General features: G+C 72.9%; 14 protein-coding genes and 2 pseudogenes. 10 read left to right on the top strand and 6 right to left on the bottom strand.

What is annotated here, in order from left to right; genetic code table 11:
• Positions 1-88: 88 nt before the first annotated feature.
• On the bottom strand, positions 89-2,224 hold the full coding sequence (locus ACIQMJ_RS18170) for a discoidin domain-containing protein (protein WP_499762124.1): 2,136 nt from the start codon (positions 2,222-2,224) through the stop codon (positions 89-91).
• 189 nt (positions 2,225-2,413) lie between these two features.
• Here ACIQMJ_RS18170 and ACIQMJ_RS18165 point away from each other — a divergent pair, with 189 nt between their 5' ends.
• Positions 2,414-3,328, top strand: coding sequence for a DUF1996 domain-containing protein (locus ACIQMJ_RS18165; RefSeq protein ID WP_499762123.1), 915 nt, complete (start codon positions 2,414-2,416; stop codon positions 3,326-3,328).
• Positions 3,325-3,858, top strand: a complete 534-nt coding sequence (locus tag ACIQMJ_RS18160; RefSeq protein WP_499762122.1) for a DUF305 domain-containing protein — start codon at positions 3,325-3,327, stop codon at positions 3,856-3,858. The genes ACIQMJ_RS18165 and ACIQMJ_RS18160 overlap by 4 nt, the downstream gene beginning before the upstream one ends.
• 56 nt (positions 3,859-3,914) lie before the next feature.
• On the opposite strand, the gene ACIQMJ_RS18155 is transcribed toward ACIQMJ_RS18160, so the two are convergent.
• Positions 3,915-4,574 (bottom strand): HAD family hydrolase, encoded by a 660-nt coding sequence (locus ACIQMJ_RS18155; RefSeq protein WP_499762121.1) that lies wholly within the window; start codon positions 4,572-4,574, stop codon positions 3,915-3,917.
• A gap of 85 nt (positions 4,575-4,659) precedes the next feature.
• On the opposite strand from ACIQMJ_RS18155, the gene ACIQMJ_RS18150 reads away from it, so the two are divergent.
• The 4 genes from ACIQMJ_RS18150 to ACIQMJ_RS18135 all read left to right on the top strand — a co-directional run bounded on the left by ACIQMJ_RS18150 (position 4,660) and on the right by ACIQMJ_RS18135 (position 6,926).
• Positions 4,660-5,412, top strand: a complete 753-nt coding sequence (locus tag ACIQMJ_RS18150; protein ID WP_499762120.1) for a DUF427 domain-containing protein — start codon at positions 4,660-4,662, stop codon at positions 5,410-5,412.
• 138 nt (positions 5,413-5,550) lie between these two features.
• A complete protein-coding gene (locus tag ACIQMJ_RS18145; protein ID WP_499762119.1) occupies positions 5,551-6,093 on the top strand; it encodes a uracil-DNA glycosylase in 543 nt (180 codons plus the stop codon).
• A gap of 105 nt (positions 6,094-6,198) precedes the next feature.
• A complete protein-coding gene (locus tag ACIQMJ_RS18140) occupies positions 6,199-6,411 on the top strand; it encodes a hypothetical protein (RefSeq protein WP_499762118.1) in 213 nt (70 codons plus the stop codon).
• A gap of 41 nt (positions 6,412-6,452) precedes the next feature.
• The gene (locus ACIQMJ_RS18135; RefSeq protein ID WP_499762117.1) at positions 6,453-6,926 is read left to right on the top strand and encodes a TspO/MBR family protein; all 474 of its coding nucleotides are present in this window, start codon (positions 6,453-6,455) and stop codon (positions 6,924-6,926) included.
• On the opposite strand, the pseudogene ACIQMJ_RS18130 reads toward ACIQMJ_RS18135, so the two are convergent.
• A pseudogene (locus ACIQMJ_RS18130) lies at positions 6,913-7,870 on the bottom strand (helix-turn-helix transcriptional regulator). The gene ACIQMJ_RS18135 and the pseudogene ACIQMJ_RS18130 overlap by 14 nt on opposite strands.
• A 38-nt stretch (positions 7,871-7,908) precedes the next feature.
• Positions 7,909-8,961 carry an ATP-dependent DNA ligase gene (locus tag ACIQMJ_RS18125; RefSeq protein WP_499762116.1) on the bottom strand — a complete coding sequence of 351 codons (1,053 nt, stop codon included), beginning with the start codon at positions 8,959-8,961 and terminating at the stop codon, positions 7,909-7,911.
• Between the two features lie 116 nt (positions 8,962-9,077).
• On the opposite strand from ACIQMJ_RS18125, the gene ACIQMJ_RS18120 reads away from it, so the two are divergent.
• Positions 9,078-9,593 carry a DinB family protein gene (locus tag ACIQMJ_RS18120; RefSeq protein WP_499762115.1) on the top strand — a complete coding sequence of 172 codons (516 nt, stop codon included), beginning with the start codon at positions 9,078-9,080 and terminating at the stop codon, positions 9,591-9,593.
• Between the two features lie 2 nt (positions 9,594-9,595).
• Here ACIQMJ_RS18120 and ACIQMJ_RS18115 read toward each other — a convergent pair whose 3' ends face one another.
• Both ACIQMJ_RS18115 and ACIQMJ_RS18110 read right to left on the bottom strand, forming a co-directional pair.
• Positions 9,596-10,060 carry a cupin domain-containing protein gene (locus ACIQMJ_RS18115; RefSeq protein WP_499762114.1) on the bottom strand — a complete coding sequence of 155 codons (465 nt, stop codon included), beginning with the start codon at positions 10,058-10,060 and terminating at the stop codon, positions 9,596-9,598.
• The gene (locus tag ACIQMJ_RS18110) at positions 10,057-11,580 is read right to left on the bottom strand and encodes a diguanylate cyclase domain-containing protein (protein WP_499762113.1); all 1,524 of its coding nucleotides are present in this window, start codon (positions 11,578-11,580) and stop codon (positions 10,057-10,059) included. Before ACIQMJ_RS18110 ends, ACIQMJ_RS18115 begins: the two co-directional genes overlap by 4 nt.
• A gap of 180 nt (positions 11,581-11,760) precedes the next feature.
• Here ACIQMJ_RS18110 and ruvC point away from each other — a divergent pair.
• From ruvC to ruvB, 3 genes and pseudogenes are all read left to right on the top strand, one after another.
• Positions 11,761-12,339: pseudogene (gene ruvC / locus ACIQMJ_RS18105) on the top strand (crossover junction endodeoxyribonuclease RuvC); the annotation flags it as partial.
• Positions 12,340-12,638: 299 nt separating this feature from the next.
• A complete protein-coding gene (ruvA, locus tag ACIQMJ_RS18100; protein WP_499762112.1) occupies positions 12,639-13,229 on the top strand; it encodes a Holliday junction branch migration protein RuvA in 591 nt (196 codons plus the stop codon).
• Complete coding sequence (gene ruvB, locus ACIQMJ_RS18095) at positions 13,226-14,278, top strand: Holliday junction branch migration DNA helicase RuvB (RefSeq protein ID WP_499762111.1); 1,053 nt, start codon at positions 13,226-13,228, stop codon at positions 14,276-14,278. Before ruvA ends, ruvB begins: the two co-directional genes overlap by 4 nt.
• The last annotated feature ends 10 nt before the right edge of the window (positions 14,279-14,288 follow it).

Here is a 14,288-nt window from a genome sequence, read left to right as displayed (position 1 = left end):
CGAAGGCCGAAGGGCCGGGGGATGTGCTCCCGCCGGCCCTTCGACTTCCCCCGTCGGCGCCGGGAGCCGTGCTCCCCCGCCGCCCCCCTCAGCGCCGGTAGACGCCGAGCTCGTAGAGCGAGTAACCCCACCCCGTGCCCCGCTGCGTGGCGTGCAGCCGCACGTACCGGCCGGTCGCCGTGACGTCGATCGAGTCGACCCCGCCGTTGCCGGTCGTGGTGCCGTACACCGAGCGCCACGTGGTCCCGTCATCGGACACCTGGATCTCGTACGCCCGCCCGTACGCCCCCTCCCACACGAGCTGCACATGCTGGAACGTCGTCACCGCGCCGAGGTCGACCCGCAGCCACTGCGGGTCGGACCAGTCGGTGGCCCAGCGGGACCCCGCGCTGCCGTCCACCGCGTTGGTCGGCGGGAACGGCGCGCCGTCGCCCACCTGCTGGTAGGACGACGCCGTGACGGGCTTGTTCAGCGCCACGTTCACGCCCGCCGGCTGCGGCGCGACCACGCGCACCGACTTCGTCTCGATGCCGATGTTGCCGCGACCGTCCTCGGCCATCACGTACACCTTCCACACGCCGAGCCGGTCCGGCGCGGTGACGGTCAGGCGGTTGCCGTTGACCTGCACGGGCGTGAAGCCGAGCCCGCCGCTGTTGTCGACGTACTTGCTGTTGAACGCGGCCGACCAGGTGATCGGGTCGCCGTTCGGGTCGCTCGCCGCCACGTCGACGTCCAGCCGCGCGCCGGCCGCCACGCTGGTGGGCAGGGTCATCGCGGTGATCACGGGCGGGGTGTTGGCGGGCGTCGCGCCGCCGAACGCCCGCTGCACCGCGTAGAACGAGAGCCGCTTCTTGCCGGCCGGGGTCAGGTTGAACCACACCGCGCCGAAGTCGTACTCGGTGCCGTAGTGGAACAGCGTGCCGCCGAACGACACCCCGGTGTGCCCGGTGATGCAGTTCCACGCCCGCGTGTAGCCGTCCCGCTTCTGCACGTCCGTGGGCTCGCTCGGCACCCCGTTGACGTCGTTGGGCACCTCCCACTCGCCGGCCGGGCCGGCCTCGGTGAGGATGTACGGCTTGGTGTAGCCGCCGTTGATCCAGTCCTGCCGCACCTGGCACACGTTGCCGTAGGAGTTGACCGAGTACAGGTCGAGGTCGGGTGCGTGCGCCTTGAGGTAGACCCACGCGCCGGTCCACGCGTCGGTGTTGGTGACCGGGTGGTTGGTGTCGATGGCGTGGATGGCGCGCGCGGCTTCGTTGACGTACTTGGCGTACGCGACCCGCTGGTTCTCCAGCTCCGCGCCCGAGTAGCAGTTCTGCAGGCCCAGGATGGACTCGTTGCCGACGTTCCACATGAGCACGCCGGGGTGGTCCTTGTAGGTGGTCACCCACTGCCGGATCGTGTTCAGCATGCCGGTCTTGTAGGTGGCGTCGGTGACGTAGTCGACGCAGCCTCCCGAGCCGGGGCCGCCGCCGGGCTGCAACCAGAACCCGTTCATCACCCTGATGCCGTTGGCCGCGGCGGCGTCCAGCAGCGGCTTGGTGGAGCCGTCGGTGCCCCAGGTGCGCAGGGTGTTGACGCCCATGGACTTCAGCTCCGGCATGTACCGGGCCGCGTCCGCCGCCGGTGGTCCCCAGGTGAGGCCCTTCACCGTCCACGGTTGGCCGTCGACCGTGAGCTGCCAGTTGCCCTGCGAGCCGGTGACGCGCACGCCCGTGCCGGGCTGGGGGTTGGTGCCCTGCGTGCCGTAGACCCGGAACTCCCACAGCGAGTAGCCGTAGCCGTTGGCGCGCTGCGTGCCGTACACGCGGACGTACCGGCCGGAGCCCGTGACGTCGAAGCCCTGCCTGCCGCCCGTGCCGGACGTCGTGGTGTGCACGGTGGTCCAGGCGTTGCCGTCGGCGGAGACCTGGAGCTGGAACGAGGTGGCGTACGCGGCTTCCCAGTCGAGCTCGACGCGGCTGAGGGTCGAGGTCGCGCCCAGGTCCACCCGCAGCCACTGCGGGTCGCTCCACGCGCTGGCCCACCGGGTGCCGGCGTCGCCGTCCACGGCCGCCGACGCGGGCGTGCCCGCGCCCTCGGCCGAGGACGCCGTGGCCGGCTTGCCCTGGGAGAGCAGCACGGGCGCGGCGTGCGCGGTGCCCGGGACCGCGGCGAGACCTATCAGCAGAACGAACCCCAGAAGGGCGGCCAACGCCGTGCTGGCGGATCGGAGGCGGTACATGGCGTCTCCTGCCGGATTGTCGGGTCGAGGTGCGGGAGAGCGCTCTCTCAACCCGGCTCGAAGTGTTGCGAACCGACTGCGGATCTGTCAATGACCCGCCCCTTGACACCGTGGCGGCCCAGCGGGCAACCTCAGGTGGGAGAGCGCTCTCCCAGCCGCCACGTCCCGCACGTCGGCAGGAGGACAAAGATGTCCCGGAAGTTCCGCGCGTCGGTCGCCCTGGCAGCGGCCGGCCTCCTCGCGTCCACCCTCGCGGTGGCCGCCCACCCGGCCCAGGCCGACGACCTGGTCACCCACCACGAGTTCCAGGCCAACTGCTCGGTCACCGTGCACCGGCCCGACGACCCGATCGTCTCGCCGGGGTTGCCGGGCGCGTCCCACATGCACACGTTCCTGGGCAACAACTCCGTCAACGCGAGCAGCACCAACGCGTCGTTGAAGAACGGGCAGACCAACTGCAAGACCCCGGACGACAAGTCGGCGTACTGGTTCCCCTCGCTCTACAACGGCGACCAGCTCGTCGTGCCCGACTTCCCCCAGGTCGTCTACTACAAGTCCGGCATCCTCAAGTACCAGGAGGTCCGGTCCTTCCCGGCCGGGATCCGGTTCGTGGTCGGCAGCCCCGCGGCCACGCAGGACCAGTTCCGCACCGCGCCGGGCGCGGTCGAGGGCTGGGAGTGCGGCAACAGCGCCCACAACTGGGACTTCCCGTCCTACTGCCCGCCGGGCACCCAGCTCAACATCCGCTACCAGGCCCCGAGCTGCTGGAACGGGCGCGACCTCGACTCGGCGGACCACAAGTCGCACATGGCCTACCCGGACCGCGCGACGCTCGTCTGCCCGGCCACCCACCCGGTGCCCGTGCCGATGCTGGAGTTCAAGATCGCGTTCCCGGTGTCCGGTGACATGTCGCGCGTGCGGCTGTCCAGCGGGCGCGGGTACACCTGGCACTACGACTTCATGAACGCGTGGGACGGCCCCACGTTGCAGGCGCTGGTCAGCCACTGCGTCAACGGCGGCCTCCAGTGCGACCCGCGCGGGTACGACCAGTACAAGCCGCAGCGGGGCGCCGCCCTCGGGCCGGACTACCGGCTGCCGCGGTGACGACGACACCGGCCACCCCGGGGCGCCTGCGGGCGCTCTGGGGTGCCACCCTGCTGGTCCTGGCCGCGTGCTCGCCCGCACCCGCCCCGGAGCCGCCGCCGGCGTCGCCCTTCAACGCCACCGACACGGCGTGGATCCAGCTGATGATCCCGATGAACGAACAGCTCCTGCCCGCCCTGGACCTCGCGCCGCCCGACCTGGCGCCGTTCGCGGCGGAGCTGAGGGCGTCGCACGGGCAGGAGTTGGCCGCGCTCAAGCGGTTGCGGGACCGGGCGGCGCTGCCGGACGAGAACGTGCACGCGGGCCACCAGATGCCGGGCCTGGTCTCGGAGGCGGACCTGGCGGGCCTGCGCATGGACCCGTCCGGCCTGCCCGCCAAGCTGCGCGAGCACCTGGACCAGTCGGCGCTGCTGGCGCGCGGCGAGCAGGACAGCGGCGCGGACCGGGAGACCCGCGACCTGGCCGCCTCGATCGCCGCGGCCCGCGCGGACCAGAGCACGCGGTTGGCCGCGTTCGACCCTGGGCGGTGACGGCAGAGGGGAGAGGACGGCAGGGGGAGGGGGCCGGCGGGCGGCGGCCCTACCGGCTACGCGGCGCGCCCGAGCAGGAAGTCGACCGCCTCGGGCAGGTCGGCCGGTCCCGCCACGGTGATCCCCGCGCCGCCCAGCTCGCGCAGCGGCCGGACGTCGATGTCGTAGCGGTCCCCGACGCCCCAGACCTCGCGCGCGTCCACGTCGAACCGCTCCAGCAGCACGCGGAACGCGCCGGGGTCGGGCTTCGGCCGCCCGCCCACGTCGTCGGCGCTCACCACGCCGGTGAAGCCGGCCACGCCGACGCCGAGCCGGTCCAGGATCGCCTCCGCCGCGCCCGCGGTGTTGTTGGTGAGCAGCGCGATGGGCACCACGGCGCGCAGCCGTGCCAGCTCGCGCACCACCCGCTCGTCGGGGCGGACCCCGTCCGCGATCGTCAGGTGCGCCTCGCGGTACTCGCGCCACTCGGCCACGTCGAACCCGTTGGCCAGCACGAACGAGGTGGTCGACGTGCGCGACCACTCGGTGCGCATCAGCTCGCGCAGCTCCGCCACCTTGGCCGCGGCGCGCTCGGGCGCCTCGCCCCGCAGCTCGACGAACATCGCGCCGATGACGTCCAGCACCAACCCGGTGTAGAGCTCGCGCGGGTACAGCGTGCCGTCGAGGTCGAAGACGACCAGCCGCGGCGCGGACCCGTTGTCGACCACTTCGACCATCAGCCGAGCATAGTGATCCCGCTGGGCAACACCGGAGGAACGCGGCGACCCCCGACCCGCCGGGTGCGGGCGTAGCGTCGGAGCCATGAGCGCTGCGGAACGCGGACGGGTGCGGGTGGAGACCGGGACCAAGCGGGTCCGGGCCTACCTGGCGGGCGAGCTGGTCGTGGACACCACACGGCCGGCGCTGGTGTGGGAGAAGCCGTACTACCCCACGTACTACTTCCCGGCGGAGGACGTCCGGGCGACCCTCGTGCCCACCGGAGAGGTGAAGAGGTCACCCAGTCGGGGCAACGGCGAGCTGTTCGACGTGAAGACCGGCACGGCCACGGCGGCGGGCGCGGGCCTGCGCTACCCGGACTCGCCGCTGGAGCCGTTGCGGGACCTGGTGCGGCTGGAGTGGGACGCGATGGACGAGTGGTTCGAGGAGGACGAGCCGGTCTACGTCCACCCGCGCGACCCGTACACGCGGGTCGACGCGCTGCCGAGCAGCAGGCACGTCCGGGTCGAGGTGGGCGGCGTCGAGGTGGCGAACTCGCACCGGCCGGTGATCCTGTTCGAGACCGGCCTCCCGGCCCGCTACTACCTGCCGATGACCGACGTGCGGCTGGACCTGCTGCGGCCCACCGACCTGCGCACGAGCTGCCCGTACAAGGGCACCGCCGAGTACTGGTCGGTGGTGCTGGGCGACGAGGTGCACGAGAACGTCGTCTGGGGCTACCGCACGCCGCTGCCGGAGAGCGGGCGGATCGCGGGTCTGGTCGCGTTCTACAACGAGAAGGTCGACACTTACGTCGACGGCGTCCTGGAGCAACGGCCCCGGACCCACGTGGCCTAGCGCCCGCGTGTGCCCGCCGGGGTTGCCGCCCGGACGGCGGATGGTAGTGCCTGATCAAGACAGGAACGCTAGCCAACCATGGACGTCTTCCCCTCCACCCCGAGGGCACACCGGAACCCCGTGGTCGTCGCTCGGAAGATGGCTCTGCTCAAGGCGCCCCACCTGGCGAAGTTGACGGAGTTCGCCCAGCGCATCGCCACCGAGCGCAAGGCCGACGTGCCGCTGTTCGACCCGGCGAGCGGCGGCGTGAACTCGAAGGTCCTGCTGCTGCTGGAGTCGCCCGGGCCCGCGTCGTCGGGCTCGGGCTTCAACTCGCCGGACAACGACGACCCGACCGCCGCCAACGTGTTCGCCGCGATGGCGGAGGCGGGGCTGTCGCGGCGGGTCAGCCTGAGCTGGAACGTGGTGCCGTGGCACCTGAACAACCGCGAGCCGTCGCCCGCGGACCTGCGCGCGGCCGTGCCCTACCTGGTGGAGCTGCTGCGGATGCTGACCGCGCTCAAGGCGGTGGTGGTGCTGGGCAGGCCCGCGGGCACCGGCTGGACGCTGTCCGGGCGCGGCCACAAGCTCAAGGTGTTCAACGCGCCGCACCCGTCGCCGCTGCACATCAACCGCGACCGGGCGGGCCGGTGGCCGCAGCTCGTGGACGCGTGCCGGCAGGCCGCCGCGGCGGTCGGGTGAACGTTCGGAATCGGTACACCGGGAGCCGCCGCCCGGTCGTGTCGATTCCCGGTGGGTCCGCTTCGTCGTACGGGTAGGAGACCCGACGCGCGGAAGGAGACCGCCGTGGACACCACGACCATCAGCGGGAGGGACCGGGCGGTGCTGCGCGCCGTCGCGGCGGGCCGCTGCGAGTACGCCGCGGGCACGTTGCTGGTCGACGGCCTGTGCTGCTGCGACCAGTTCGTCGGACCGAGGTCGGCGCGGGCGGGTCTGATCGCGTCGCGGTCGGGGACCGCCCGGCTGACCGACGACGGTCGGGCGCTGTTGGCCGCCTGATCCGTCATGCGGACGGCTGCCGGCGTTCCTAGGCTCGACGCATGGCTCACCTCGCGACGCGACGACCCCTGGCCGGACTGGCGGTGTTCGCGGCGGCCGTCGCCGCGACCGCGGTCATCGGCTCCCTGTCCGCCGTGTCCTCCGCGGCCGAGTACGAGCAGCTGCGCACGCCGTCGTGGGCGCCGCCGTCCTGGCTGTTCGGCCCCGTCTGGACGACGCTGTACGTGATGATCGCGCTGTCCGGCTGGCTGTTCTGGAAGCGGCACGGCGCGAGCCGCGAGCTGGTGCTGTTCGCCGTGCAGCTCGTCCTCAACGCGGCCTGGACGCCGTTGTTCTTCGCCGCCGGCCGGTACGGCCTGGCCCTGGTGGACATCATCGCGCTGCTGGTGTCGATCATCGCGCTGATCGTGCTGTTCGGCCGCAAGCACCGGCCCGCCGCCCTGCTCCTCGTGCCCTACCTGGCGTGGGTCGGCTTCGCGACCGCGCTGAACGCGAGCATCGTCAGCCTGAACTGATCGCCCGGCCGATCCGGTCGTGCAGCTCGCGCAGGTGCCCGACCAGCTCGGGCGGCTCGTGCACCTCGAACGCGCAGCCCAGTTGCAGCAGGTGGAACGCCAGGTACTCGACCGTGTCGGTGAAGCCGCTGACCCGGCAGGTCCGCTCGTCCACGGCGTCGACGTGCGCGCCGGAGAGCCGGGCGCGCACGTCCCGGGCGGGCAGGTGGACCGTCGCCACCGCCGTGTAGGTCGGCGCGCGGCTGAGCATGTGCTCCGCCAGGTACTGCGCCGGGTCGTCGGCGGGCAGCGCACGGGGCGCGAACCGGGCGCCGGTGGGGGACAGCGCCGTCATCCGGTCGACGCGGAAGAACCGCCAGTCGTCCCGCTCCGGGTCGAACGCCACCAGGTACCAGCGCCGCCCGGACGGCACCAGGTGCAGCGGCTCGACGTGCCGCCCGCTGTGCGCCCCGTCCGCCGCCGAGTACCGGAACCGCAGCCGCTCCCGGTTCGCGATGGCCGCCGCCAGCACGGTCAGGTGCTCGGGGTCCACGGTCACCCCGTCCGCCCAGCACCACCGGCACGGTCGCCGCGCCCAGCGCGCCCACCCGGCGCCGCAGCCGCGACGGCAGCACCTGCTCCAGCTTCGCCATGGCCCGCACCGACGCCTCCTCGATGCCCGCCACGGTCTGCCGCGCCGCCGTCCGCAAGCCCACCGCGATCGCCACGGCCTCGTCGTCGTCCAGCAACAACGGCGGCATGGCCGTGCCCGCGACCAGCCGGTAGCCGCCCTCGGCGCCCATCGTCGCCTCGACCGGGTACCCCAGCTCCCGCAGCCGGTCGACGTCGCGGCGCACGGTGCGCCCGCTGACCCCCAGCCGCCGCGCCAACTCGCTGCCCGGCCACTCGCGGGGCAGCTGGAGCAGCGACAACAGGGACAGCAGCCGGCCCGCGGTGTCGGTCACGCCGACCAGCATGCCCGACGGGTGGGACGGGTCCGGTCCTACTCGCCGAACAGGTCCCGGAGCTCCGCCGGCGCGACCTCTTCGAGCTGGGCGTACGTGCACGACTCGGGCGCGCGGTCCGGGCGGAAGCGGACCAGCCTGCTCGTGTGCCGGAACCGGCGTGCCTGGAGGTGCTCGTAGCGGACCTCGGCGACCAGCTCCGGTCGCAGCGGCTCCCACGACAGCGTCTTGGTCGGGTTCCACCGGCTCTGCGCGCCCGGCGTCGCCGCGTCGATCCCGGCCCACTCCGCCCACGGGTGGTCGGCCAGGGCGTCCTCCCGGTACGGCGCCAGCTCGTCCAGCAGCTCGCGGCGGCGCGCGGCGGTGAAGCTGCTGGCCACGCCGACGTGGTGCAGCGCGCCCGCGTCGTCGTACAGCCCGAGCAGCAGCGACCCCACGCCGACGCCGTCCTTGTGCGGCCGGAACCCGGCCACCACGCAGTCGGCCGTGCGCTCGTGCTTGACCTTCCACATCACCCGCTTGTCCTGCTCGTACGGCAGGTCCGTGCGCTTGGCCACCACGCCGTCGAACCCCGCGCCCTCGAACCGGGTGAACCAGTCCTCGGCCTGGTCCGGGTCGTCGGTCGCGGGCGTCAGGTACAGCCCCGGCACGTCCTCGACCGCCCCTTCCAGCAGCCGGCGGCGCTCACCGAACGGCGTCGCGGTCAGGTCGCGGTCGCCCAGCGCGAGCAGGTCGAACGCGACGAACCCGGCCGGCGTGTCGACGGCGAGCTTGCGCACCCGGGACGCGGCGGGGTGCAGCCGCAGCTGGAGCAGGTCGAAGCTCAGCCCCTCGGGCGTGACGATGACGATCTCGCCGTCCACCACGCACCGCGGCGGCAGCCCGGCCAGCAGCACCTCGACCACCTCGGGGAAGTACCGGGTCAGCGGCCGGTCGTTGCGGGAGCCGAGCTCCAGCTCGGCGCCGTCGCGGAACACGACGCACCGGAACCCGTCCCACTTGGGCTCGTAGACGAGGCCGGGCTCGCGCGGCACCGAGTGCACGGCCTTGGCGAGCATCGGCCGCACGGGTGGCATCACGGGGAGGTCCACGCCGCCGAGCGTAAGTCGGGGGAGCGAATTCCACCGTGGATCGGCATTGAGGGCGGGAACCGTCCGCAATTGGTCATAGCGTGGTGCCAACACCGAAACGGAAGGCAGCACCCACCATGAGCGCCACCAGCACCTCCACCTCCACCACCTCGACCGAGCTCGCCGACCTGCTGTCCACCCTGGCCACGCACCGCGGGTTCCTCCGCTTCACCGTGCAGGGGCTCAGCGACGAGCAGGCCCGGCAGACGCCCACCGCGAGCGCGCTGTCGCTCGGCGGCCTCATCAAGCACGTCCGCACGGTGGAGGAGAGCTGGATGCGCTTCGCGGTCGGTGGCGCGGAGCTGATGGAGAGCGTGGCGGCGGACTGGGAGAACGGCTTCCGCATGCTGGAGCACGAGACCCTCGAAGGTCTGCTCGCCGACTACGAGGAGACGGCCGCGAAGACCGAGCGGCTGCTCGCCGACCTGGACCTGGACACCAGCTACCCGCTGCCCGCGGCCCCGTGGTTCGAGCCGGGCGCGTCGCGGTCCGTCCGCCGCGTGGTGCTGCACCTCATCGCCGAGACGTCCCAGCACGCGGGCCACGCGGACATCCTGCGCGAGACCATCGACGGCCAGAAGACGATGGGCTGAGGTCAGCGGCGGCAGAGCCGGCGGATCAGGTCGGCGTGCGAGGGGTAGCGCGGCGCGAGGGTGTCGGCCTCACCGAACGTGACGATGTCATCGGTGTAGGGCGGCACCACCACCGTGCCGACCAGCGACCACTCGCCGTCCGGCTCACTGGCCTGCCACACGCCGGCGGGCACCACGACCTGGGGCCGCTGCCCGGCGGTGACGTCGGGGCCGAGCACGGGCGTGGTCACCGCGCCGTCCGGGTGCAGCAGCAGCATCCGCAGCGGCGCGCCCCGGTGGTGGGCGTAGATCTCGACGTGGTCGAGCTTGTGCACGCCGGAGAACTCGCCCTCCCGCAGCAGGTAGTAGATCGCGGACACCTCGGCCGAGCGCCACGACTGCGCGAACCACCCGCCCTCGACGGGCAGCTCGACCATCCCCAGCTCGGCGATCACCTCGTCGGCGCTCGACCCGGGCACCCCGTTCACGACAGCTCCGCCTCCACCGTTCCGTGCACCACGACCATCCCCTTGCCCAGCCGCTTCGCCGTGTACATCGCCGCGTCCGCCGTGCCGATCAGGTCGTCGGCGGTCAACGACGGGTCGAACGCCTCGCGGTGCGAGATGCCGATCGACGCGCGGATCACGTGCGAGCCGTTCGCGGTGCGGTGCGGCTCGTCCAACGCGCCCAGCACCCGCTGCCCGATCTCCTCCGGCGGCTGCGGGTAGCCGTCGACCAGCACGCCGAACTCGTCGCCGCCCAGCCGCGCCACCACGTCCTGCGGTCGCACGCACGCCTGCAACCGCGACGCCACGATCCGCAGCACCGCGTCGCCCTCGGCGTGGCCGTAGTTGTCGTTGACGTCCTTGAAGCCGTCCACGTCGATGAACAGCACCACCACCGGTGACGCCCCGGCCAGCGCCGCGTCCAGCCGTTCCCGGAACAGCGCCCGGTTCGCCACCCCCGTCAACGGGTCGTGGTAAGCCTGGTGCCGCAGCCGCTCCCGGCTGTCGCGCAGCTGGTCCAGCAGCCGCACGTTGTCGATCAGCGTGAGCAGCTGCCGCGCGATGACCAGCAGCACCACGCCCAGGCCGACGTAGATCTCCACCGGCTTCAGCCGCACGCCGGTCGCCGTGCCGACCACGATGAACAGGCCCGTGACCAGCATCGGCAGGTACGGCACGAGCAGGTGCAGCAGCTCGCCCGCGCGCAGCCTGGCCGCCCCGACCCGTTCCCGCGCGGCGTTGCTCGGCGCGATCGAGCTGAGGAGGAACAGCGCCGGGCACACCATGAACCCGATGTCGGCGGCCACCGGGATGGCGGTCGCGCCCTTGCTCACCAGGTACGCGAACACCCAGCCCGACGCCGACTGGGCCAGGCCCGCCAGCGCGATGAACAGCACCGGCAGCTGGCGCACCGAGCGGTGCGTCCACGACGAGACCAGCAGCACGACCAGCGTCACCAGGTAGGCCGCCGGGTGCGCCACCACGGTCGCGAAACCGGGCCCCGAGGTGGCCCAGGCGCGGACCATGGACTCCAGCGCCGACACCCACGTGAGCACGAACAGCGATCCGACCACGATCAGCCCGTCCAGCGCGACGACCAGCTTGCTGCGGTGGCCGGGCAGCTTGCCGGACCCGCCGTGGGCCAGCACGAGGATCGCGCACAGCGTGAGCGCGGGCACGAGCATGAAGCCGATCGGGGCCAGCGTGGACGAGGGCAGCGACACCCCGAGGAACACCTGGCCCCAGATCCACACGGCCAGCCCCACCACCAGGCTCGCCATCGCGGCCACCATCCACAGCCGCCAGCGCCGCGCCACGCCCTGCCGCCGCCGTGCCGCCCGCCAGTACGACACCATCGCGGCGGTCGCGGCGAGCAACTGGGCGAACTTGTCGATCGCGACCGACGTGGGCCGGTCGAGCACCCCGGACACGACCAGGCAGACCGTGCCGACGACCAGGGCGCAGACGACGCCGGAGATGACGCCGAACCGCCTCAGGGTCATGGCACCCCGCTCATGCCGCCACTGGAGTCGATCAGCTGACCGAGCCACTGTAGTGACCCGGTGACGCTGCGTCGATCGGGGGGTGTCTGTTGGTCACCGTGCGCGTGTCACTCGGGCCGTTCGCCGGGGCCACCCTCTAAGGTTTCGAACTGGTGTTCGCCGGCGGACGAGGGGACCAGCGTGCGCGTGTTCGGAGTCGACCCCGGCTTGACCCGGTGCGGGTTCGGGGTGGTCGACGGTGGTGCCGGTCGCACCGTGCGACCGGTTGCCGTGGACGTCGTGCGCACGCCCGCCGACGCCGACCTGGCCGTGCGGCTGCTCCAGCTCTCCGACGCCGTCGAGCAGTGGCTCGACCACTACGAACCCCATGTCGTGGCCATCGAGCGGGTCTTCAGCCAGCACAACGTCCGGACCGCGATGGGCACGGCGCAGGCGGGCGGCGTCGTCGCGCTGTCGGCCGCGCGGCGGGGGCTGCCGGTGGTGTTCCACACGCCGAGCGAGGTCAAGGCCGCGGTGACCGGCTCGGGTCGTGCGGACAAGGCCCAGGTCACCGCCATGGTCACCAAGCTGCTCGGGCTGAAGACCGCCCCGAAGCCCGCGGACGCCGCCGACGCGCTGGCGCTGGCCATCTGCCACCTGTGGCGCGCGCCCATGCGGTCGCGGCTGGAGGAGGCGCAGGCGAGGGCCGCCGAGATCGCCCGAACGCACCGCGCGAAGCTGGCCCAGGCCGGCGCGAGGGCAACGTCGACCGCGAAGGCGGCGACCACCGCGAAAGCATCGGCCGCCGCGAAGGCAACCACCGCCGCGACGGCGGCGACCACCCCGACTGCGGCCCGAACGGCGGCGCAGACCAGGGTGAACGCGGCGGCCGGGTCGGTTGCCGATGCGAAGACCGGCCCCGAGCCCACCGGCAGCCCGGCGGGGAAGGCCGGGAGCTCCGCTGAGCAGACCGCGGCGAGGGCCAAGGCCATGCCGGGTGAGGCCGCGTCGGCGGCGGCGGCCAAGATGGGCACCCGGTCGAAGTCGGCCGGAGCTGGGAAGACCGGAGGTAGGGGTCAGTGATCTCGTCGCTGCGCGGGCAGGTGCTGTCCATCGGGCTCGACCACGTCGTCGTCGAGGTCGGCGGCGTCGGTTACGCCGTGCAGGCCACGCCCGCCACGCTGGCCACGCTGCGCCGGGGCGAGGAGACCCAACTGGCCACGGCGCTGGTCGTGCGCGAGGACTCCCTGACCCTCTTCGGCTTCGCCGACACCGAGGCCCGCGAGCTGTTCGGCCTGCTCCAGACCGTCTCCGGTATCGGCCCACGCCTGGCGCTGGCGACGCTGGCCGTCCTCGAACCCGACAAGCTGCGCGCCGCCCTCGCCGAGGGCAACATCACCGTCCTCACCCAGGTCCCCGGCATCGGCCGCAAGGGCGCGGAACGGCTCATCATCGAGCTGCGCGACAAGGTCGGCCGGCTCGTGCCCGCCCCGAGCGCCACCGGCGACACCGGCCAGGTCCGCGCCCAGGTCACGGAAGCCCTGCTCGGCCTCGGCTTCCCGGCCAAGCAGGCCGAGCAGGCCGTGGACGCCGTGCTCGCCGCCGACGGCGCGCTGGGCACGTCCGAAGTCCTCCGCCGCTCCCTGGCCACCCTGGGTCGCAAGCGATGAACTACGAAGAGGACACCCTCAACCCGCTGCCCGACCCGACCGAGCGGGACCTCGAGACCACGCTGCGGCCGAAGGACCTGCACGAGTTCGTCGGCCAGCCGAAGGTCCGCGAGCAGCTCGAACTGGTCCTGCGCGGCGCGATGCAGCGCGGCGCGCCGCCCGACCACGTGCTGCTGTCCGGCCCGCCCGGCCTGGGCAAGACCAGCCTCGCCATGATCATCGCCGCCGAGCTGGGCGCGTCGCTGCGCATCACCTCCGGCCCCGCCCTCGAACGCGCGGGCGACCTCGCCGCGATGCTGTCGAACCTGGTCGAGGGCGACGTGCTGTTCATCGACGAGATCCACCGGATGGCCCGCCCCGCCGAGGAGATGCTGTACCTGGCGATGGAGGACTTCCGGGTCGACGTGGTCGTCGGCAAGGGCCCCGGCGCGACCAGCATCCCGCTCGACATCGCCCCGTTCACGCTGGTCGGCGCGACCACCCGGTCCGGCGCGCTCACCGGCCCGCTGCGCGACCGGTTCGGCTTCACCGGGCACATGGAGTTCTACAGCCCCGAGGAGCTGGAGCTGATCGTCCGCCGGTCGGCCCGCATCCTCGGCGTCGACCTGCGCGAGGACGGCGGCCGGGAGATCGCGGGCCGGTCCCGCGGCACGCCCCGCATCGCGAACCGCCTGCTTCGCCGGGTTCGGGACTACGCAGAGGTGCGCGCGGACGGCGCGGTGACCCTGGAGGTCGCCCGGGACGCCCTGAAGGTCTACGACGTGGACGAGCTGGGCCTGGACCGGCTGGACCGGGCGGTCCTAAGCGCGTTGGTCCGGTCGTTCGGCGGCGGCCCGGTCGGCGTCTCCACGCTGGCCGTCGCGGTGGGTGAGGAGCCGACCACGGTCGAGGAGGTCTGCGAGCCCTACCTGGTGCGCGCGGGCATGCTCGCCCGCACGCCGCGCGGCCGGGTCGCCACCGCCACCGCCTGGCTGCACCTCGGCCTCCAGCCGCCGGCCAACGCGCCGGGCGAGGCCATGCGATCCCTGTTCGACGACGCCACCGGGTGATCGGGATAAC

The organism is Actinosynnema sp. NPDC091369 (assembly GCF_044757065.1).
Taxonomy (GTDB): Bacteria; Actinomycetota; Actinomycetes; order Mycobacteriales; family Pseudonocardiaceae; genus Actinosynnema.
This window is presented reverse-complemented; position numbering and strand designations above follow the sequence as displayed.